At 74.9% G+C, this 19577-nt stretch carries 21 protein-coding genes; 10 read left to right on the top strand and 11 right to left on the bottom strand.

Features of this window, described 5'->3' with window-relative positions; all coding sequences use genetic code 11:
• Window positions 1-57: 57 nt before the first annotated feature.
• The 3 genes from E4U92_RS02630 to E4U92_RS02620 all read left to right on the top strand — a co-directional run bounded on the left by E4U92_RS02630 (window position 58) and on the right by E4U92_RS02620 (window position 2079).
• The gene (locus E4U92_RS02630; RefSeq protein WP_137298584.1) at window positions 58-588 is read left to right on the top strand and encodes a hypothetical protein; all 531 of its coding nucleotides are present in this window, start codon (window positions 58-60) and stop codon (window positions 586-588) included.
• 144 nt (window positions 589-732) lie between these two features.
• Complete coding sequence (locus tag E4U92_RS02625; RefSeq protein WP_137298583.1) at window positions 733-1506, top strand: polysaccharide deacetylase family protein; 774 nt, start codon at window positions 733-735, stop codon at window positions 1504-1506.
• Between the two features lie 117 nt (window positions 1507-1623).
• On the top strand, window positions 1624-2079 hold the full coding sequence (locus E4U92_RS02620) for a tellurite resistance TerB family protein (RefSeq protein ID WP_067242240.1): 456 nt from the start codon (window positions 1624-1626) through the stop codon (window positions 2077-2079).
• Window positions 2080-2121: 42 nt separating this feature from the next.
• Here the strand turns inward: E4U92_RS02620 and E4U92_RS02615 are convergent, their stop codons facing one another.
• Together E4U92_RS02615 and E4U92_RS02610 are read right to left on the bottom strand one after the other, a co-directional pair.
• A complete protein-coding gene (locus E4U92_RS02615) occupies window positions 2122-3054 on the bottom strand; it encodes a M56 family metallopeptidase (protein WP_137298582.1) in 933 nt (310 codons plus the stop codon).
• A 6-nt stretch (window positions 3055-3060) separates the two neighbouring features.
• Complete coding sequence (locus E4U92_RS02610) at window positions 3061-3501, bottom strand: BlaI/MecI/CopY family transcriptional regulator (protein WP_137298581.1); 441 nt, start codon at window positions 3499-3501, stop codon at window positions 3061-3063.
• A gap of 572 nt (window positions 3502-4073) precedes the next feature.
• Between E4U92_RS02610 and E4U92_RS02605 the strand changes: the two genes are divergently transcribed.
• The 3 genes from E4U92_RS02605 to E4U92_RS02595 all read left to right on the top strand — a co-directional run bounded on the left by E4U92_RS02605 (window position 4074) and on the right by E4U92_RS02595 (window position 6351).
• The gene (locus E4U92_RS02605) at window positions 4074-4277 is read left to right on the top strand and encodes a cold-shock protein (RefSeq protein WP_030379203.1); all 204 of its coding nucleotides are present in this window, start codon (window positions 4074-4076) and stop codon (window positions 4275-4277) included.
• A gap of 195 nt (window positions 4278-4472) precedes the next feature.
• Window positions 4473-5978, top strand: coding sequence for a DEAD/DEAH box helicase (locus E4U92_RS02600; protein ID WP_137298580.1), 1506 nt, complete (start codon window positions 4473-4475; stop codon window positions 5976-5978).
• An 82-nt stretch (window positions 5979-6060) separates the two neighbouring features.
• On the top strand, window positions 6061-6351 hold the full coding sequence (locus E4U92_RS02595) for an SCO5918 family protein (protein WP_137298579.1): 291 nt from the start codon (window positions 6061-6063) through the stop codon (window positions 6349-6351).
• An 84-nt stretch (window positions 6352-6435) separates the two neighbouring features.
• On the opposite strand, the gene E4U92_RS02590 is transcribed toward E4U92_RS02595, so the two are convergent.
• A complete protein-coding gene (locus E4U92_RS02590) occupies window positions 6436-7632 on the bottom strand; it encodes an NAD(P)/FAD-dependent oxidoreductase (protein ID WP_137298578.1) in 1197 nt (398 codons plus the stop codon).
• A gap of 121 nt (window positions 7633-7753) precedes the next feature.
• The gene (gene sigJ, locus E4U92_RS02585) at window positions 7754-8698 is read right to left on the bottom strand and encodes an RNA polymerase sigma factor SigJ (protein WP_137298577.1); all 945 of its coding nucleotides are present in this window, start codon (window positions 8696-8698) and stop codon (window positions 7754-7756) included.
• Window positions 8699-8870: 172 nt separating this feature from the next.
• Here sigJ and E4U92_RS02580 point away from each other — a divergent pair, with 172 nt between their 5' ends.
• Complete coding sequence (locus tag E4U92_RS02580) at window positions 8871-9971, top strand: carboxylate-amine ligase (RefSeq protein WP_373311554.1); 1101 nt, start codon at window positions 8871-8873, stop codon at window positions 9969-9971.
• A 294-nt stretch (window positions 9972-10265) separates the two neighbouring features.
• Here the strand turns inward: E4U92_RS02580 and E4U92_RS02575 are convergent, their stop codons facing one another.
• From E4U92_RS02575 to E4U92_RS02565, 3 genes are all read right to left on the bottom strand, one after another.
• Window positions 10266-10979, bottom strand: a complete 714-nt coding sequence (locus tag E4U92_RS02575; protein ID WP_229862778.1) for a hypothetical protein — start codon at window positions 10977-10979, stop codon at window positions 10266-10268.
• The gene (locus E4U92_RS02570) at window positions 10927-11664 is read right to left on the bottom strand and encodes a YqjF family protein (RefSeq protein ID WP_137298576.1); all 738 of its coding nucleotides are present in this window, start codon (window positions 11662-11664) and stop codon (window positions 10927-10929) included. Before E4U92_RS02570 ends, E4U92_RS02575 begins: the two co-directional genes overlap by 53 nt.
• Before the next feature lie 64 nt (window positions 11665-11728).
• On the bottom strand, window positions 11729-12502 hold the full coding sequence (locus E4U92_RS02565; protein WP_137298575.1) for a VOC family protein: 774 nt from the start codon (window positions 12500-12502) through the stop codon (window positions 11729-11731).
• A 349-nt stretch (window positions 12503-12851) separates the two neighbouring features.
• On the opposite strand from E4U92_RS02565, the gene E4U92_RS02560 reads away from it, so the two are divergent.
• Window positions 12852-13850 (top strand): SCO2400 family protein, encoded by a 999-nt coding sequence (locus E4U92_RS02560; RefSeq protein ID WP_137298574.1) that lies wholly within the window; start codon window positions 12852-12854, stop codon window positions 13848-13850.
• 28 nt (window positions 13851-13878) lie between these two features.
• On the opposite strand, the gene E4U92_RS02555 is transcribed toward E4U92_RS02560, so the two are convergent.
• A complete protein-coding gene (locus E4U92_RS02555) occupies window positions 13879-14661 on the bottom strand; it encodes an SDR family NAD(P)-dependent oxidoreductase (protein WP_137298573.1) in 783 nt (260 codons plus the stop codon).
• Between the two features lie 103 nt (window positions 14662-14764).
• Window positions 14765-15214 carry a luciferase domain-containing protein gene (locus E4U92_RS02550; RefSeq protein WP_137298572.1) on the bottom strand — a complete coding sequence of 150 codons (450 nt, stop codon included), beginning with the start codon at window positions 15212-15214 and terminating at the stop codon, window positions 14765-14767.
• Window positions 15215-15612: 398 nt separating this feature from the next.
• Between E4U92_RS02550 and E4U92_RS02545 the strand changes: the two genes are divergently transcribed.
• Window positions 15613-17190, top strand: coding sequence for a CBM35 domain-containing protein (locus E4U92_RS02545; protein ID WP_137298571.1), 1578 nt, complete (start codon window positions 15613-15615; stop codon window positions 17188-17190).
• A 92-nt stretch (window positions 17191-17282) separates the two neighbouring features.
• Entirely contained in the window at window positions 17283-17588 is a 306-nt protein-coding gene (locus tag E4U92_RS02540) for a hypothetical protein (RefSeq protein WP_137298570.1), read from the top strand.
• Window positions 17589-17603: 15 nt separating this feature from the next.
• On the opposite strand, the gene E4U92_RS02535 is transcribed toward E4U92_RS02540, so the two are convergent.
• Together E4U92_RS02535 and E4U92_RS02530 are read right to left on the bottom strand one after the other, a co-directional pair.
• Window positions 17604-18713: a sensor histidine kinase gene (locus tag E4U92_RS02535; RefSeq protein ID WP_137298569.1), complete on the bottom strand. Its 1110-nt coding sequence runs from the start codon at window positions 18711-18713 to the stop codon at window positions 17604-17606.
• A 3-nt stretch (window positions 18714-18716) separates the two neighbouring features.
• Window positions 18717-19556, bottom strand: coding sequence for a response regulator transcription factor (locus E4U92_RS02530; RefSeq protein ID WP_229862777.1), 840 nt, complete (start codon window positions 19554-19556; stop codon window positions 18717-18719).
• Window positions 19557-19577: the final 21 nt, after the last annotated feature.

Below are 19577 nucleotides of genomic sequence, written 5' to 3'. Positions count from 1 at the left end.
TCAGTGCCGTCTGCTCTACTTTTCCCAGGGCTTGACCGGGGGGATCGGGGGAGCGACATGGGCGTGCTGTGCGACTACTTCCACGCGGCCGACGGTGCGACGGCGGTGGAGCTGGCCATCGGTCCGGGCGGCGACTGGCTGAGCGGGACGTCGCTGGAGGACGCGGGCGCGGACTGGATCGACGCCAAGGGGATCGACCCGGACGTGGTGCTCGCGCAACTGGTCGGCTTCGCGGAGGGGGCCTCCGCGACGAGGGCCGCCGTGCAGGGCTCCTCGGTCGACGGCGGTCCGGCGGACGGGCCCGAGCTGGTCTGGCCCGACGTGCCGTACCCGCCGGGCGGGCCCGACGGGCCCGGCTCCGCGTGGGACACCGGGCTGATACTCCAGCAGCTCCCCGACCGTTGGCGGGACGTGCTCGCCGCGCTTCCCGAGGACGCGGTACCCGGCGTGGCGGCCCGGTGGGGCGGGATCGAGGAGCTGCACTTCGCCGATCCGCGCGACGCCGAGGACACGGTGGTCACCTTCGTACGCCTGGCCGGCCGGGCGCGCGCGGCGGGGGCCCACCTGTACTGCCGGTGCTGCGTGTGAGGCGGGTCGGCGCCCGTCGAGTTGTTCCCGCAGTTCCCCGGAATTGTCCGTAGTCCGTAACGGGCGGATCCTCGCGGGCTCCGTTGTCGTCCTGCCGTGTGGTCGTTCGAACAGACGGGGCAACTGCGGGAAGGCGGGGCGGGGATGGCGCGGCACGGGGGCAGGCGGGGCTGGTACGGCAAGGTCGTCGGTGCGGCGCTCGGGGTGACGCTGGTCGCCGCCGGGGCGTCGGTGTGGGCGGCGCAGGCCGGTGCCGCGGGGGGCGGTCCGTCGACGGCCGCCGCGTCCGCCACGCCGGTCAGTGAGGTCAAGGCCGTGGACGTGAGCATCGCGCACGCCTCCGACCGGGGCCCGCGGGGTGTCAACATCACCATCGACGACGGGCCCGACCCGCGCTGGACCCCCCAAGTGCTCGACGTGCTGCGGGAGTACGGCGTGAAGGCCACCTTCTGCATGGTGGGCGCGCAGGCGCAGGCCCACCCCGACCTGGTGAAGCGGGTCGTCGCCGAGGGGCACCGGCTGTGCGACCACTCGGTGTCGCACGACACCAGCATGGACAAGCAGTCCGAGGCGTACCAAAAGCAGCAGGTCCTCGACGCCGAGCGCATGATCACCGAGGCGTCCGGGGGTGTCCGGCCGATGTACTACCGGGCGCCCGGCGGCGCGTTCACGCCGTACAGCCGTACGCTCGCCGCCTCGCGGGGCATGCGACCGCTGGGCTGGAACGTCGACACCAAGGACTTCGAGCGGCCGGGCACGGACGCCATCGTCGCCACCGTGCAGCGGGAGGTGGCGAACGGGCCGACGGTCCTCTTCCACGACGCGGGCGGCGACCGCTCCCAGACCGTCGAGGCGCTGCGCCGGGTGCTGCCCTGGCTCACGGACCAGGGCTACTCGTTCGGTTTCCCGGTGCGGTGAGACGGCGCGGGACGGCGGTGAGGTGTCGTACGCCCGCGGAGCCAGGAACTTATCCGCCGCGTCGCTAGTTTCTACGGTGCTGTAGATCTGATGACAACGCACACACATGGAGTTCTCATGGCCCTGTGGGACCGCATCAAGGAGTCCGCGTCGACGATGCAGACCCAGCTCGTGGCGAAGAAGAACGACCTGAAGAGCGGCGCCTTCCGCGATGCGAGCATGGCGATGTGCGCCCTGGTCGCCGCCGCCGACGGCACGATCGACCCGGCCGAGCGGCAGCGCGTGGCCCAACTGATCGCCACCAACGAGGTGTTGCAGAACTTCGACGCCGACGACCTGCGCCGCCGCTTCGAGGCGAACCTCGACAAGCTGACCGCCGACTTCGCCTTCGGCAAGGTCAGCGTGTTGCAGGAGGTCGCCAAGGCGAAGAAGAAGCCCGCCGAGGCGCGGGCCGTCATCCAGATCGGCATCGTCATCGGCGGCGCCGACGGCGACTTCGACAAGACCGAGCAGGCCGTCGTCCGCGAGGCGTGCTTCACGCTCGACCTGCCGCCGCACGAGTTCGACCTCTGACCGGTTCGGCGGCATCCCTGTCCACGGCCCCCGCCCCGGGGCCTACAGGGGTGTCGCCGCCCGCAGGACGAGTGCCAGGGTGACGGCGGAGTTCGCGGACGACATGGCCGACACGGCCGTCCCCGCGGCCGCCGTCCAGGCCGCGAGGCCCACGGCCGTGAACGCCGACGGCCAGGCCCGCGTCACCGGGGCCGGGGCGAGGAGCGCGGCGACCCGGCGCGGCACCGGACCCGGTGCGGCCAGGCCCGCGAGCGTCGGCCCGGGCGTGCCCCGGGAGACCAGCGCCGCCCTGCCGATCGCGCGGGCCACGGCACGGCGGCTGCCGACCGCCTCGGCCGCCGCCTCGTCCGCCCAGCGCTCCGTCGTGTAGGCCACCGCGGCCCGCAGGGGGCGCAGGAACGGGTTGGCGCGTGCGGCCAGCCGCACGGTGAGCAGGTACCGGTGGTGACGGGCCGTCAGGTGCGCGCGCTCATGGGCGAACAGCGCGCGGCGCTCGGCCGGTCCGAGGTGCGTGAGCAGGGCCGTCGTCACGACGATCCGGCCGCGCGGCCCGCCCGGCAGCGCGTACGCGTAGGGCTCGGAGTCGGGCAGCACGGCGACCTCGGTGCCCGGCAGGCCGGCCAGAGCCGCGTGGCCCCGGCGGCGCACCCGCCGGTGGCGCCGGAGGGTCACCGCGCACGCGGCGAGCACGACCAGCAGCGCGGGCACGGCCGCCCGGCCGGCCACCTCGTCGTACGGCACCGCCGCGCGGACCTCGGGGTCGGACCAGCCGTCGGGCAGCGGGTTGCCGGGCAGTTGGGCGGTGCCCACCACCATGAGCAGCGCGAGGCACACCGTGCTGCACGTCGCCATGACGGCCGCCAGCGCGGTGAGCAGCCGGGTGGCCGTGCGGGGGTGCAGGTGCTGCGCGGCGAGCCGGGCGACCGGCCACGCCGTCAGCGGCAGGACCAGCGGGAGGAAGACGAACACGCCCACGCCGCCTCAGTCCTCCCCCTCGGGCCCCACTGGCCCCTCTCGCCCCTCGGGCCTCGCGCGCTCCAGCAGTTCCCGCAGGAGGCGTTCGTCGCCGGCGTCCAGGGAGGTGACGAAGCTGGCGAGAACCGCCTCCCGGTCGCTCTCGCCGTCCAGCAGCTTGCGCATCTTGTGCGCGGCGAGGCCCGCCTGGTCGGACACCGGCGTCCAGGCGAAGGACCGGCCCGCCCGCTCCCGGGTCACCGCGCCCTTGGCCAGCAGCCGCGTGAGGATGGTGATCACGGTGGTGTAGGCGAGGTCACCGCCGAGGCGTTCCTGCACCCAGCCCGCCGTCGCCGGGCCGTCGGCCTCCCGCAGCGCCGCCAGGACCAGCCCCTCCAGCTCGCCCTGGGCCCGGCGCCGGGGACGCTGCCGCCGGTCGCGCCGGCCGGGCTCCCGGTCGTCCGTCACCCTCGCTCCACCTCTTCCGCCTCAGGGGGTGTCTCGCCCCAGCCGCGTCGCGTCCCGCGCGGGACCGGTCCCGTGAGCGGTCATCGTAGAGACCCGAACGGCCGAGGGGCCGGGAGTAGCGCGGGGAGTGGCACGGGAGTGGCGTGGGCGCGGAAGAAAATCTGCAGTGACGCGTGCAGATGGCCGCGTGTGGCGCAGCCCACCGCACGGCTCGCCGGCCCACTACCGACGCCGTCTCCGCCGCCAGTTGTGCGGCGTCCGGCCGGGGAAACGGCCCGCCGGGGCGGCCAGGCCGGGAAGCGGGGGCCCGGAGGGTGGCGTCGGACGGGGCGAATATCTGATGCGGCCGATACAGATTTGCGGTGTGCGAGGGGATCAGAATATCCGGGCGCGGAGGAAACGCATGGCCGCCTGCCGGTGACCTGTGTTAGCGTGATAACTGTTGCAGTTTTGGTTGCCAGAGATTCAAGTCTTTGCAGTGCTTTCCGGATTCTTCCGGAGGGGTGATCATCGCGGCGACGCGGATTCCGTAAAGTGCGGAGTCCGGTACTGCCCCCCAAGGGAGATTCAACATGGCATCTGGCACCGTGAAGTGGTTCAACTCGGAAAAGGGCTTCGGCTTCATCGAGCAGGACGGTGGCGGCGCTGACGTGTTCGCCCACTACTCGAACATCGCCACGTCCGGCTTCCGTGAGCTTCAGGAAGGCCAGAAGGTTACCTTCGACGTCACGCAGGGCCAGAAGGGCCCGCAGGCCGAGAACATCGTTCCTGCCTGACGCTGACGCGTAACGCGGGCCACCGGCCCGCGACATCACATGTGGCTGGGGCCCGCGCTCTCGGGGTGCGGGCCCCCGCTCATTCCCGGATTTTCTTTCGGCTCATTCTTGTGAATCCTCGTGCGGTCGAGCGTCGCGTCACCACGCCCCCGGAGGAATTCCCTCGATACGTGCCGCATCGAGGAAGGTTCCCCCATGAACCGCGCCCGCCCCGCGCGTGGCAATCGTTTCCGCTCACAGGACTCGCAGCACCGCGGTTCCCGTCCCACCGCCGGCACCGGACGCCCCAACGGGCGCAAGGGCCAGGGCGACCGGGGCCGCGGCTCGGGCCCGGCCCAGCGGCCGCAGGAATTCGCCCTGCCGGAGACCATCACCCCGCCGCTGCCGCCCGTCGAGGCGTTCGCCGAACTCGACATGCCCGCACGGCTGCTCACCGCGCTGGACGCCGAGGGCGTCAGCGTGCCGTTCCCCATCCAGGCGGCCACCCTGCCGAACGCGCTGGCCGGCCGGGACGTCCTCGGCCGTGGCCGCACCGGCTCCGGCAAGACGCTCGCCTTCGGGCTGCCCGTCCTGGCCCGCCTCGACGGACAGCGGGCCCAGCCCCGCCAGCCGCTCGCGCTCGTCCTCGTCCCCACCCGCGAGCTCGCCCAGCAGGTCACCGACGCGCTCACCCCGTACGCCCGCGCGCTGCGGCTGCGGCTCACCACCGTGGTGGGCGGCATGTCGATCGGCCGCCAGGCGGGTGCCCTGCGCACCGGCGCCGAGGTCGTCGTCGCCACGCCCGGCCGCCTCAAGGACCTCATCGAGCGCGGCGACTGCCGGCTCGACCAGGTCGGCACCACTGTGCTGGACGAGGCCGACCAGATGGCCGACATGGGCTTCATGCCGCAGGTGACCGCGCTGCTCGACCAGGTCGCGCCGGGCGGGCAGCGGCTGCTGTTCTCGGCCACCCTCGACCGGAACATCGACCTGCTGGTGCGCCGCTACCTGCACGACCCGGTCGTGCACTCGGTGGACTCCTCCGCCGGCAGCGTCACCACCATGGAGCACCACCTGCTCCACGTGCACGACACGGACAAGCACGCCACGGCCACCGAGATCGCCGCCCGCGAGGGCCGCGTGATCATGTTCCTGGACACCAAGCACGCGGTGGACAAGATGGCCAAGCACCTGCTGTCCGTGGGCGTGCGCGCCTCGGCGCTGCACGGCGGCAAGTCCCAGCCGCAGCGCAACCGCACGCTCGCCCAGTTCAAGGACGGCCAGGTCACGGCGCTGGTCGCGACCAACGTCGCCGCCCGCGGCATCCACGTCGAGGGCCTCGACCTGGTCCTGAACGTCGACCCGCCCGGCGACCACAAGGACTACCTGCACCGCGGCGGCCGTACGGCGCGGGCCGGCGAGTCCGGCACCGTCGTCACCCTCGTGCTGCCGCACCAGCGGCGCGCGATGGACCGGCTGATGGCCGACGCCGGCATCACGCCCAGCAGCGCCCGGGTGCGGCCCGGCGAGGCGGAACTCGGCCGCATCACCGGCGCGCGGACCCCGTCCGGCGTGCCCGTCACCGTCCCCGTCCCGGCCCCGGCGGCCCCGCCGGCCGGTCAGCGGCGTGCGGGGACGGGCACCGGATCGGGAAGCGGGCGCAGCCGCGGCCGACGGGGCGCGTCGCGTCCCCGGCGTTCCGCGCCGCGGGACGACCGCTGACCCGCCCCCTGCTGCTCCAGCTCCCTCTCGCGGCCCCGGTCCCGGCCGGGGTCCTTCCTTCCCGTACTCCCGTGGAGGCGTCATGCGCTGTGTCATCGCCCGGTTCCCCTTCGACCTGACCAAGAGCGAGGTCGAGCACTCGATGCGGGACGTCACGCCCGAGCCGGCCGTCGGCACGTGCGTGACCGTCGGGAGCCAGGTCTACCCCGTCAAGCAGGTCGGCGAGGTCGTCACCCGGCAGGACCGGCGCGACTTCACCGCCGCCGAGATGCAGCGGGCGCTGACCCGGCTCGGCTTCACCTGCCACGACGCCGCGGCCACCCCGGCCGCCGCGCCGGCCGGCGAGGCGTCCGCCGAGGGCTGGGGCTGGTAGTCCCTCCGGCGTGGAGCCCCGGCACCCTGAGGGTGCCGGGGCTCCGTCGTTCCACGGCTCAGGCGGTGGCTTCCGTGCCACGGCTCACGCCGCGGCCCCGGCCGGGACGGCGTCGGACGACGGCTGTTCCACGACGGGGCGGCGCCGGGTCGGCATGCCGAGGGTCGGGTGGGAGACGCTCCAGGCCGCGCCCTTGCAGATCAGCTCCTTGTAGACGGCCGCGACGCGTCCCGTCAGGGCGCGCGGGACGGCGCGGTCGTCGGCGGTGACGTACTGGATGAGGCCGTCCTTGCGGCCCAGCGAGACGCACTGGTTGAAGTAGCGCAGCGGGGCGTCCTTCTGCTTGCCGCCGGTCAGACGGGCCGCGATGGCGTCGGCGGCCTGCCAGGCGGTGGGGGTGGCCGAGGCGCACGACATGCGCAGCGGCTTGTCGCCGGGGCCCATCGCGTGGGCCGCGTCGCCGACGGCGTAGACGTCCGGGTGGGAGACCGAGCGCATCGTCCCGTCGACCACGATCCGGCCGGTGTCGGTGACCTCCAGGGTGGTGGCCCGCGCGATCGGGTGGACGGTGAAGCCGGTGGTGCACACGGTCGCGGCGGACGGCAGGACCGTGCCGTCGTCGGTGAGGACGAGGTCGGCCTCGACGGCGACGACGGCGGCGTTCTCGTGCACCGTGACGCCCAGCCGGCCGAGGACGTCCTTCAGGTGCCGGCGGCCCTTCTCGGACAGCCAGTCGCCGAGACCGGTACTGGTCACGAGGGCGACGTCGAGGTCCGGGCGCGCCTCGGCGATCTCCGTCACGGTCTCCAGGCCGGTCAGGCCGCCGCCCACGACCACGACGGGCCGCCCGGCCTCCAGCGCGGCCAGGCGGTCGCGCAGCCGCAGCGCTCCGGCGCGGCCGGCCAGCTCGTAGGCGTGCTCGGCGGCGCCGGGGACGCCCTGGTCGTCCCAGTGGCTGCCGAGGGCGTAGACGAGGGTGTCGTACGGCAGTTCGCCGGGGCCGTCGGCGGTGGTGACGGTGACGGTCTTGCGGTCGGCGTCCACCGCGGTGACCCGGGCGACCCTGATGTCGACACCGGTGCCCTCGAACATCTCGGCGAGCGGCCGGGGCGGGAGGTCGTGGCCGGTGGCGAGCTGGTGCATCCGCACCCGCTCGACGAAGTCGGGCTCGGCGTTGACGAGGGTGACGGAGACGTCTTCGCGGCGCAGGCGCTTGGCGAGCCGCCCGGCGGCGATGGCTCCGGCGTATCCGGCTCCGAGGACGACGATGCGGTGCTGCATGTCGGTGCTCCTGTCTGGTCCGTGGTGGCGGTTCCCCCCTTGAACCGGACGGCGCGCCGATTCCTGACAGCGAGCCGGTGTGAAGCAGGTCACATCATCGTAGGCCGGCGCTCCGCCGGCCTCAGAACGCCGTGAGCAGGGGCTCCCCGTGGTCCTCGGCCGTCCAGGCGCGGGTCGCCCGCTCGAGCTTGACGGGGTTGACCTGGCTCCGGAACGCGGCGATGCCGTCCGGCGTCACCTCCATGCACATGACGCCGATGACCCGGCCGTCGAGCACGGCGACCAGGGCCGGGCCGCCGTTGGCGGTCGTCGCGTACATGCCGGGCGAGCCGCCGACCAGGGCGCGCTTGGCCTTGCCGGGCTTGAACAGGCCGCGCAGGAACGTCGCCACGGCGAGCGCGCCCCGGAACGCCTTGGCGCGGGCCGGGACGACACCGCCGCCGTCGCCGACCGCGACCGCGTCCTGGGTGAGCAGCCGCACCAGCGGCTCGGTCCGGCCGCTGGTCGCCGCCGCGAGGAACTCGTCGACGATCTTCCGGGCCGCGGACTCGTCGACCTCGGCGCGGGCCCGGCCCTCGGCCACGTGCTTCTTCGCGCGGTGGAAGATCTGCTGGCTGGCGGCCTCGGTGAGGTCGAGGATCTCGGCGATCTCCCGGTGCGGGTAGTCGAACGCCTCCCGCAGCACGTACACCGCCCGCTCGTTGGGCGACAGCCGCTCCAGGACGGTCAGCACCGCGTACGACACCGACTCGCGCTGTTCGACGGTGTCGGCGGGGCCGAGCATCGGGTCGCCGGCCAGGAGGGGCTCGGGGAGCCACTCGCCGACGTAGGTCTCGCGCCGGGCGCGGGCCGAGGTGAGCTGGTTCAGGCACAGGTTGGTGAGGACCTTGGTCAGCCATGCCTCGGGGACCTCGATGCGGCCGGGGTCCGCCGCCTGCCAGCGCAGGTACGTCTCCTGCACGACGTCCTCGGCCTCGCTCGCGGACCCGAGCAGCCGGTACGCGATGGCCTCCAGCCGCCCCCTGGACGCCTCGAACCGTTCCACGTCACTGACGGTCGTCGCCATGAGCGCGATCCTAGTCCGCGCCGGTCGGGGCGGCGCGGGGAGCGGGTGCCGGCGGGGGCGGGGGCCTGCTGTCCTCGTACGGCCCGGCGGGGGCGGGGAACGGCCGGGACGTTTGGGATCGCCCCGAATGCCGCACTCGTCCTCCGCATCCGCGAGGAGGACAGGACCTTCGATGATGACGAGAACCGTGGGGGTCGAAGAGGAGTACCTCCTGATGGACGCGACCACCGGGCTCCTGGCCCCGCACGCGGAGAAGGTGCGCTCCGCGGCCGGCCTGGAGCCCTTCGTCGCGCCGCAGGAGATCCAGGCCGAGCTGCTGCAGGCACAGGTGGAGGTGGTCACCCCGATCTGCGGCGCGCTGGAGGAGGTCGGCGGCCACCTGCTGCGGCTGCGGCACGCGGTCGCCCAGGCCGCGGCGGCGCACGGCTGCCGCGTGGTGGCGAGCGGCACCCCGCCCCTGCCGAAGGGGGCGCCGGTCACCGTCACCGAGCTGCCCCGCTACCGGGCGCTGGAACGGCAGGCGCCGCAACTGGTCGCCGAGCAGCTCGTCAACGGCATGCACGTGCACGTGGCGGTGCCCGGCCGGCACGTCGGCGTGCAGGTGCTGAACCGGATCCGCGTCTGGCTGCCGGTGCTGACCGCCATGGCGGCGAACTCGCCCCTGTGGGAGGGGCACGACACCGGGTTCGCGAGCTGGCGCACGGTCGTCTTCGACCGCTGGCCGGTCAGCGGCATCCCGCCGGCCTTCACCGACGACACCGACTACGACCGGCGCATCGGCCGGCTGCTGGAGACCGGCGTGATCGCCGACACCGGGCAGCTCTACTGGCAGGCCCGGCTGTCCGAGCGCTGCCCCACCGTCGAGGTGCGCTGCATGGACGTACAGCTGCGCACCGAGGACGCGGTGATGTTCGCCGGGCTGGTGCGCGCCCTGGTGGAGACGGCGGAGCGGGAGGCAGCGGCCGGGCGGCCGGCGCCGGACGCCCCGCCGGAGCTGCTGCAGGTGGCCATGTGGCAGGCGGCCCGGCACGGCCTCGGCGCGGAGCTGGTCGACCCGGAGGGGCGGCGCTGCCGGGCGGGGGACGCGGTGTCCCGGCTGCTGGAGCACGTGGAACCGGCGCTGGAGGCGGCCGGCGACACCCGCGAGGTGACGTCCCTGGTGCACCGCCTGTTCCAGGAGGGCACCGGCGCGGACCGGCAGCGCGAGGCGCTGACCCGGGGCGGTCCGGCGGGGGTGGTGGACCTGGTCACGGATACGGGGGTGCTGCCGTGACCTGACCGGGGGCGGGGCGCTGCGCTGAGCGGGGGGCGGGCGCTGCGCCGGCTTGGGGGTGGGTGCGAGGGCCGGAACTGAGGCCGGGGCCCCGGTTGAGGCGGTCCGGCGCTGAGGCCGGGGCCTGGCCCCTGGGGCCTGGCCGGAGCTGAGGCCAGGACCGGGGGCCGAGCCGGGCTGGCCGAGGCCGGGGCCGGGGGCCGAGCCGGGGTCGAGGCCAGGGCCGGGGCTGAGGCCGGGCTGGCCAGAGGCCCGAATCGGGGCTTGGTGATCGACGCCCCGCCCGCCCACGCGTCACTCCCCCAGCTCCACCGTGGTCACCACCCGGGCCAGGCCCGGGCGGCGGGGGACCGAGCCGAAGCCGAAGCGGACCGGTGGGGTCACGGGGGTGAGGGTGCCGAGGTCCTGGTCCTCGTACGACGCCGACGCGGTGGCGATCGCGTGCAGGTCCCGTACCCCGTACCACTCCCGGCGTCCCCCGCCCGCGCTGCCGCGGGTGCGCACCCCGCCCGGCAGCAGCCGGGCCGGTCCGTCGGTCAGGGCGCACCACGCCGGACGTGTCGCGAGCGACGCCGGTACCGCCCGCAGCAGCAGGCCCAGGCCGCCCCGCCGGCCCACCGCGAAGCGCAGGGCGAGGGGCCCGGCCGCGGCCGACCAGACCCGTTCGCCCGCGCCCGTCCCGGCCCCGGCCCCGGCCTCGACCTCGGGCTCGACCTCGACCTCGACCTCGACGGGCACGATCCGCACGGTGTCGAAGACGTACGTGGCCGCGACGAAGTCGGCGACCCGGCGCGAGGGTGCGAGCAGCAGCCGTTCCCCGTCGGGCCGTTCGACCATCACGTCGCTGAACGGTCCGAGCGGCGAGAGGGGCCAGTGCCCCAGCACGACCCGGGTGCCGCCGGAGAAGCCGAGCCCCGCGATCCAGCCGTCGAACCGCAGGCGCCGGCGTCCGCGCTCACCTCGGGCCCGCTGCCGGGCCGACGGGCCGGGACGGGCCGAACCGTACATGCCGCACCCCCTCCGAGAAGTGCACCAGCGGTGCCGAGGCGGGCGCGGGCAGCCCCGCCGCCCCGGTCAGGGTCTCCTCCAGCGCCTCGACGGACGCCTCGGCGAGCGGCCAGGGCTCGTGCTCCACGGGGGTCTCCCACAGCAGGCCGAGCCGGCGGGTGTACGCGCGCCAGCGGGAGGTGAGCCACACGTCCCGCTCGGCGGGCCGGATCGGGTCGCCGGGCCGTACGACCAGCCGGTAGGAGGCGCCGCCGCCCCAGCGCCTGCCCTCGTACGCGAGGGCGTCCCCGGCCCTGGCGACGGACAGGCTCCCCGGGTGGTACGGGGCGCCCACGGCCCGTGCGCCCAGCATCAGCGGGCAGGCCACCTCCAGGCTCAGGAACCACAGCCCGTCCGGCCCGTCCGGCCCGTCCGTGCGCCGCCGCACGTAGGTCCGCAGGTTGGTCTCCGCGAAGGACGGCAGCCCGGGCGCCGAGGACGGCACCGCGGCGGGCCGCACGTCCGTCATGACGAAGGGGGTGAAGCCCACCCAGGCCACGCCCTCGTAGGTGTCCACGACGAGGCCGCGGGGCAGCAGGGCCTGCACCGTCTCGGGCGGGTACGCCCAGTGGACGAACGTCTGCCGCATCCACCCGGCACGCAGGGCGGGGACCAGCACCCGCTGCTCGGCTCCGTAGGCCACCACGCCCGCCGGGTTCCCGGCGCCCCCCGGGAGAAACGGCGGGCGCGGCGGAGGCCGGCCGCCCGTGTCAGCCCTGGCGCGGGGTGGGCCTGAGGACCGCGAAGACCGCCTGGGAGGGGTCCGCGAGCCAGGCGATGCGGCCCACCTCGGGCACGTCGGAGGCGGGCATCACCACCGTTCCGCCGTGGCGGCGCACCAGGTCGGCCGAGGCGTCCGCGTCGGCGACGGCGAAGTACGGCACCCAGCGCACGCCCTCCGGTTCGCCCCGGTGCTCGGCCACGCCGCCGAACGCCGTCTGCTGCCGGTCGCCCTCCGCGAGGCTGAGCACCCGGTACGTCATCCCCGGCGCCTGCATGACCTCCGAGCGCCAGCCGAACAGCCCGCTGTAGAAGTGGATCGCGGCCTCCGGGTCCTCGGTGTGCAGCTCGACCCACAGCAGCGTGTCGTCCTCGGCCGCCCGCTCCAGGCCCTGATCCGACTTCAGCACGGCGAACTGCGCGCCCTGCGGGTCGGTGAACTGCGCCATCGAGGAGTCGCCCATGCTCATCGGCTCGGCCCGGACCGTGCCGCCCGCCGCGACCACCTCCCGGGCGGTCGCCTCGACGTCGTCGCTGCGGAAGTACGTCATCCACGCCGACCGCGCGCCCCGCTCGGTCAGCCGGCCGACGGCGCCGACCGTCCGGTCGCCCTTGCGGAAGACGCCGTACCCGCCGCCCTCCGGCCCGGCGGGCTCGTACGTCCACCCGAAGACGGCGGAGTAGAACGCGGCCGCCGCGCCGGGGTCCGGGCTGCCGAGGTCGATCCAGACGGGGGAGCCGGTGCGGAAACGGGTGCCGAGCATGGGGTTCTCCTGCCGGTCGGAGGCGGGGACGCCCGCCACTATGCCGACGGCGGCGCGACGACACGGTCGACCGGCCCGCGTGGTGCGGGGGTTTCACCCGTGGCGGGGAGCGGGCGCGGGAGCGGGCGGCGGCCGGGCGGCGACGGTGCGTGCGCGGGGCGGGACGGTCCGCAGCGGTCCCGGCCCGGTCCACGCGAGCCGCCCGGAATCCGCTCAGGAGCGCCACACACGCTGCACACAGCCTTGCGAAAGCCCCGTTAGCGTGACTGGCCGCTCGACCCCCCGTGCGAGCGGGACCAGGCCCTGGACCCGGTGGGCCCAGGGCGCAGTCGAACCAGGAAGACCGCAGATGGACTACTGCTCCGCGTGTCGTCGGCACCTCAACGGCGCCCTGGTGTGCCCCGGGTGCGGCGCCTACGCCCCGGACATCGCCCCGCCCGGCACGGAGGGCCGCCGGCCGTTCGCGGCGGGCGGCGTGGGGGCCATGGGTGGCGTGGGGGCTGCGGGAGGATCCGGTCCCCGGGGCGCCTGGGACGACGTGACGCGCGGGCGCGGGTCCGTCCTCCCCCCGTCCTGGCACGAGGACCACGCGGACCGTACGAGCGACGCGGACCGTACGAGCGACGCGGACCACGTCAACGACGCAGACCAGGCGAACGGCGCCGACCGCACGGACCTCGCCGGTGTCCCCTGCCGTGCCGGGGCGGTGGCGGGAGCCGCCGGCCCGCGGCCCGGTGACGTCCGCGACGCGCCGTCCGCCCCGCAGGGCCGTGCCGCGCGGCGCCGCCAGCGGGTGCGCTGGAAGAAGAGCCAGCGGCGCGCCGTGGTCGCGACGGCCGTGGCGCTCGTCGGCGGTGGCCTGACGCTCGCCTCCCTGGACCGGCACGCACCCGACCGCACCCAGGCGGCAGCGGCGCCGGACGACCGGGCGATGGGCGCGGCACGCGGACAGGTGCTGGACGAGGGCGCCGGCGGTCCGGCGCCCGCCGCACCCACGGCCTCGGTCCCGGCCCGCACCCTGCCCCGTACGCAGGCGCCGGCCGCGGGCACTCCGGCAGGCGCCCCCACGGCGCTCCCGGCCGCGGCCCGCCCGGACTCCGCGGGCCGGCCGCGCCAGGTCGGCTCGGCCGCCTCCGGGCCGACGACGGCCGCCACCGTGCCGATGACCGGCGAGGCCCCTCGCACGAGCCCGGCCGACCAGCCGGCGACGACCGAGCCGGCGCCCCAGGCGCCGGCACCCCAAGCCCCGGCTCCCGCCGATCCGGCACCCCAGGCACCCCAGGCACCGGGGACCACCTCCCCGAGCCAGCCGGCCCGTCTCTGCCTGCTGGTGGTGTGCCTGGGCTGAGCGGGGCTCGCTCGCGCGCGGCTCCGCCTCAGTGGACGGAGAGCCCGCCGTCCACGAAGAGGGACTGCCCGGTGACGTAGGCGGAGGCCCGGCTCGCCAGGAACACCGCCGCCCCGGCGAAGTCCTCCGCGAGGCCGTTGCGGCCGACCATGGTGCGGGCGGCGAGGGCGGCGACCCTCTCGGGGTCGGCCGACAGGCGGGCGTTGAGCGGCGTCATCACGAACCCGGGCACGAGGGTGTTGCTGGTGACGCCGTACGGCGACCACGCCTCGGCCTGGGAGCGGGCCAGCGACTCGAGCCCGCCCTTGGAGACGCCGTAGACACCGCTCTGCACGAAGGCGCGGTGGGCCTGCTGGGAGCTGATGTGGATGATCCGCCCGAAGCCCCGCTCGGCCATGCCGGGGCCGAACCGCTCGCCGAGCAGGAAGGGCGCCTCCAGGTTGACGGCCAGGGTGGTGTCCCAGACGTCGTCGCCCACCTCGCCCATCGGGGGGCGGAGGTTGACCCCGGCGCTGTTGACGAGGATGTCGGGTTCCCCGAAGGCGCCGACCGCCTCCTCGGCCGCCGCGCGCACCCCGGCCCGCGTGCCCAGGTCGGCGCTCACCCAGGCCGCGCGTGCGCCCAGGGCCTCCAACTCGGCGACGGTCTTCGCCAGTTCGGCCTCCCTGCGGGCCACGATCACGACCCGCGCCCCGGCCCGCGCCAGCGCCTCCGCGACGCCCCGCCCGATGCCGGAGCTGCCCCCGGTCACCAGGGCGACCCGGCCGTCGAGCGAGAACAGTTCGGAGAGGTACGCCTGCGAGGTGGTCATGAGCGCACCCTAGGAGACGCACGGGGTGCGGCCGCACCTGGGGCGAGGGTGTTCGGGGGGCCCGGGACAACCGGTGCCGCGTGCGCGCCCCGCCGACGCCGCCTCAGCCCAGCGGCGCGTCCCGCGGCACCAGCATGACGCGCCGCAGGTTGCACTCCGGCGTGGGCAGCGGGGCGGGCCGGTCCTGGGCGGACCGCTCGGCGGTGGCCTGTCCGGGGACCGCGCCGAGCGGCTGGGCCGGGGGGCCCTGGTGGGCCTTCAGGGCCATGCTGACCAGGCTCATCAGCAGGTGCTGGTCGGCCTCGCAGTCGAGCCGTACGGTCACCCAGCGGGAGCCGGGCAGCAGACGGATCGCCGTCGAGGCGCGCAGGTCGGCGGCGATGCGCCGGATGGCACCGCCGGTGAGGTGCAGGTCCACCTCGTGGTCGGTGTGGAAGTGGACGATCTCCGCGCGCGGGGTGCGCAGCGCCCGTCCTGTCCCGCAGGCGGCCGGACCCTCGGTGAGGTCGGGCCAGGCTTCGAGCTGGGCGAGGGCGCGCTGGGCCGGGGTCATGACCCCATCGTCACCCCCTCATCTCGCGGCCACCGGGGATTGAGAGTTCCGTAACCTGGACGTGAGGTTCGGGGGCGGGCGGCCATGCGACCCAATTGTTCATGGTCATGAACATCCATCACGTACATGTCTCTTGACGCGTTCAGAGCAGCAGCTCTACGGTCCGGAGAAAGCGCTTTCACAGCGAAGTCACGCACCCGCTTCAGCGCAGCTCCAGAACGCGGCCCGCCCCGCGTTCACGCACCCGAACGCACCGCCCCGGGGGCCCGTGACTGACCCGCGACCTGCAACCCGCACCCCGCAACCCCCGCGGTCGCACCCCGGCACGGCACCACCACACGGCACCACCCCACGGCACCACCCCACCCAGCCGTACTCACCACCTCTGGAGACGAACGATGCACCTGCGACCAGTCATCGCGTCCGTCGGCCTCCTGGCCGGCGCACTCGTCGCCCTGTCCGGCCCCTCCGCGCAGGCCGCGTCCCAGCGCTACGAGGCCGAGAACTCCCCCGCGGTCTGCAACGGCACCATCGACTCGGACTGGGCCGGCTACTCCGGCTCCGGCTTCTGCAACGGCACCAACTCCACCAGCGGGTCCGCACAGTTCACGGTCACCGCGGCGAGCACCGGCACGGGCACGCTCGCGGTGCGCTTCGCCAACGGCTCGACGACGGCCCGCCCGGCCGCAGTGGTCGTCAACGGCACGACGGTGCAGACACCGTCGTTCGAGGGGACCGGGGCGTGGTCGGCCTGGGCCACCAAGACCCTCACCGTGCCGCTGAACGCGGGCGTCAACACCGTCCGCCTGAACCCGACCACCTCCGGCGGCCTGCCGAACGTCGACTACCTGGACGTCGAGACCAGCGGCACCACCACCCCGCCGACGAGCGGCGCGCTGTACGTGGCGCCGGGCGGCACGGACGGCGCGGCGGGCACCCAGGCGGCGCCCACCACGCTGCCGTCGGCGATCAGCCGGATCGCCCCGGGCGGCACGATCTACCTGCGCGGCGGGACCTACTCCTACGCGTCCACGATCACCGTCCCGGAGAGCAGCAGCGGCACCTCCTCGGCGCGGACCACGCTGTCGGCGTACCCGGGTGAGACACCGGTCCTCGACTTCTCGGCGCAGACGGAGAGTCCGTCCAGCCGCGGCCTGCAGCTCAACGCGTCGTACTGGCGCGTCCTCGGCCTCGTCGTCCAGCGCGCCGGGGACAACGGCATCTACGTCGGCGGCAGCCACAACGTGATCGAGCGGACCGTGACCCGCTACAACCGCGACACCGGCCTGCAGCTCGGGCGCATCGCCTCGACCACGCCCAGCAGTCAGTGGCCGTCCGACAACCTCGTCCTGAGCGCGGAGTCGCACGACAACGCCGACTCCGACGGCGAGGACGCCGACGGCTTCGCGGCCAAGCTCACCACCGGCACCGGGAACGTCTTCCGCTACGCCGTCTCGCACCACAACATCGACGACGGCTGGGACCTCTACACCAAGACCGACACGGGCGCGATCGGCCCGGTGACCGTCGAGTACTCGCTGTCGTACAACAACGGCACGCTCTCCGACGGCACCGTGAACGCCAACGGCGACCGCAACGGCTACAAGCTCGGCGGCGACGGCATCGCGGTCGACCACGTGGTCCGGCACAGCCTCGCCTACCGCAACGGCAAGCACGGGTTCACCTACAACAGCAACCCGGGCGCGATGACCGTGACGAGCAACGTCGGTGTCGACAACGCCCAGCGCAACTTCTCCTGGGACGCCGGAACGTCGGTCTTCCGCTCCAACACCTCCTGCCGCTTCGCCGTCAGCGGCTCCCACGACAAGACCGTCGGCGACGCCGACGCGACCAACCAGTTCTGGACCGGCACGAACGGCTCCCGCTGCTCCTCCTACGCGGGCGCCCTCGGCTGGTCGTTCACATCGGACGGCCACCTCGTGGTCACCTTCGGCGGCAGTCCGGTGACTCTGTGACCTTCTGACCGGGGGCGGGAACGCGTTCCCGCCCCCCGTCGTCCTGACAGGCAGACATCGACGACGCCGTTGCGGACGGGAGGACGAGGGCAGTGACCGCGAGGGAGCCGGTCGTACCGGAGGCGGAGTGGGGGAAGTTCCTCCGCGACAGCGAGGAGGCCATACGCCGCTCGGCACCGCGCGAGCCGTCGGCCCGTGAGCGGGCGTCCGGCGCGGGCGTGGACGACACCGTCGGCGAGGTGTGGTGTCCCGAGGAGCCCGCGGCCGGTCCCGCCTGGCGGCAGCTCGACCCGGCGGCCAGGGTCCGGCGCGCGGCCCGTTTCCTCGGGCTGCTCACGGTGCTGCTGGTCCTGCTCACGCTCTTCCGCCACGCGCAGCCCGCCGTGCCCTCCCCCTGAACCCCGCCCGCTCCCCTACGGCGCCACCGGCAGGGTCACCTCGAAGCGGCAGCCGCCGGGGACGTTGCGCACGCCGGCCCGGCCCCGGTGGGCCTCGACGATGCCGCGGACGATCGCCAGGCCCAGGCCCGCCCCGGCGGGCGGGGTGCGGGCGTCGCTGCCGCGCCAGCCGGTGTCGAAGACGCGCGGCAGGTCCTCGGGCGGGATGCCGCCGCAGCCGTCGGTCACCGACAGCACCACGCCGTCCGGGGAGCGTTCGGCGGCCACCGCGACCGTGCCGTCGGCGGGCGTCCGGCGGATCGCGTTGACCAGCAGGTTCCCCAGCACCCGGCTCATCTCCCGGCCGTCGACCTCCACCGGGACCGGTTCCACGTGGGCGCCGACCAGCCGGACGCCGTGCTCCCGGGCGAGCGGGTCGGCCCCCGCGAGGGCGTCGCCGACCAGGTCGTACAGGGAGATCCGGGACGGGCTCAGCGGGAGGGTGCCCGCGTGGATGCGGGACAGCTCGAAGAGGTCGCCGACCATGTCGTTGAGCCGTTCGACCTCGGTGCGGATCTGCTTGAGGTAGCGGTCGGGGTCGGCGGCGACGCCGTCCTCCAGCGCCTCCGACATGGCGCGCAGTCCGGCCAGCGGGGTGCGCAGGTCGTGCGAGATCCAGGCGACCAGTTCCCGCCGGGACGTCTCCAACGCCCGTTCCCGCTCCCGGGATTCGGCGAGCCGGGCACTGGTGGCGGCCAGTTCCCGGCTGAGCGCGTCCAGTTCGGCGGTGCCGGGCTGCACGGGCGGGGCGAAGGCGCCGCCGTCGCCGAACGAGCGGGCGGCGACGGTGAGTTCACGGCTGCGGGCCACCACCCAGCGGCCCAGCAGCAGCGCGGTGGCCAGGGACACCGCGGCGGCCATGGCGACCACCGTGGTGACGACCTTCAGGTCGTGCGGGGACAGGAACATCGCCCACGCCACGGCCAGCGTCCCGGCGAGCATCGCGACCACCCCGACCGCCGTGACGACGGCGAGCGACGCGGTGAGCGAGCGGCGGCGGATGCCGCGCAGCACGGCGGCCCCGGCGAGACCGGTCAGGGCGGCGCCGGCGAAGGCGTACAGGGCGATGAGGAGGGTGTCGCGCACCGGTCAGACCTCCCGCTCGGCGGGGTCGGTGGCGGAGGGGTCGAAGCGGTAGCCGACGCCCCACACCGTCTGGATCAGCCGGGGCCGGGCCGGGTCGTCCTCGACCTTGCCGCGCAGCCGCCGTACGTGCACGGTGACCGTGGACAGGTCACCGAAGTCCCAGCCCCACACCTCGCGCATCAGGTCCTCGCGCCCGAACGCCCGCCCCGGGTGCCGCAGGAAGAACGCCAGCAGGTCGAACTCGCGCAGCGTGAGCGCCAGTTCCGTGCCGTTCTTGGTGGCGCGGCGGGCCGCCGGGTCGATCGTGAGGCCCGCCGCGCCCAGCGGGCCGGTGTCTGCGCGGGGGCGGGTGCGGCGCAGCACCGACTCGACGCGCAGGACCAGTTCGCGGGGGCTGAACGGCTTGGTGACGTAGTCGTCGGCGCCGACCTCCAGGCCCAGGATGCGGTCGTCCTCGTCGCCGCGGGCGGTGAGCATGATGACCGGCACCGGGCCGCTGTCCGCGCGCATCCGCCGGCACACCTCCAGGCCGTCCATGCCGGGCAGCATCAGGTCGAGCACCACCAGGTCGGGGCGGTGCCCGGCGGCCCGCGCGAGCGCCGCGGGGCCGTCACCGGCCCGGTCGACGACGTAGCCGGCGCGGTCCAGGTACCCGGTGACCACCTCGGCGACGGTCGGGTCGTCGTCGACGACGAGGATGCGGGCGGGACGGGAGGGGGCGGGAGCGGGGGAGGTGGGACCGGCGGGAGCGGGATGCGCGGGGGCGGGACGCGCGGGGGCGGCGCCGGCGTGAGCGGGCCGCCCGGGGCCGGCCGGCTCCGGCCGCTCGTGGGACTGCTGCATGCCACCAGCCTCGCACCGGGC

The sequence above is a fragment of the Streptomyces galbus genome, assembly GCF_005280195.1.
Taxonomy (GTDB): Bacteria; Actinomycetota; Actinomycetes; order Streptomycetales; family Streptomycetaceae; genus Streptomyces; species Streptomyces galbus.
This window is presented reverse-complemented; position numbering and strand designations above follow the sequence as displayed.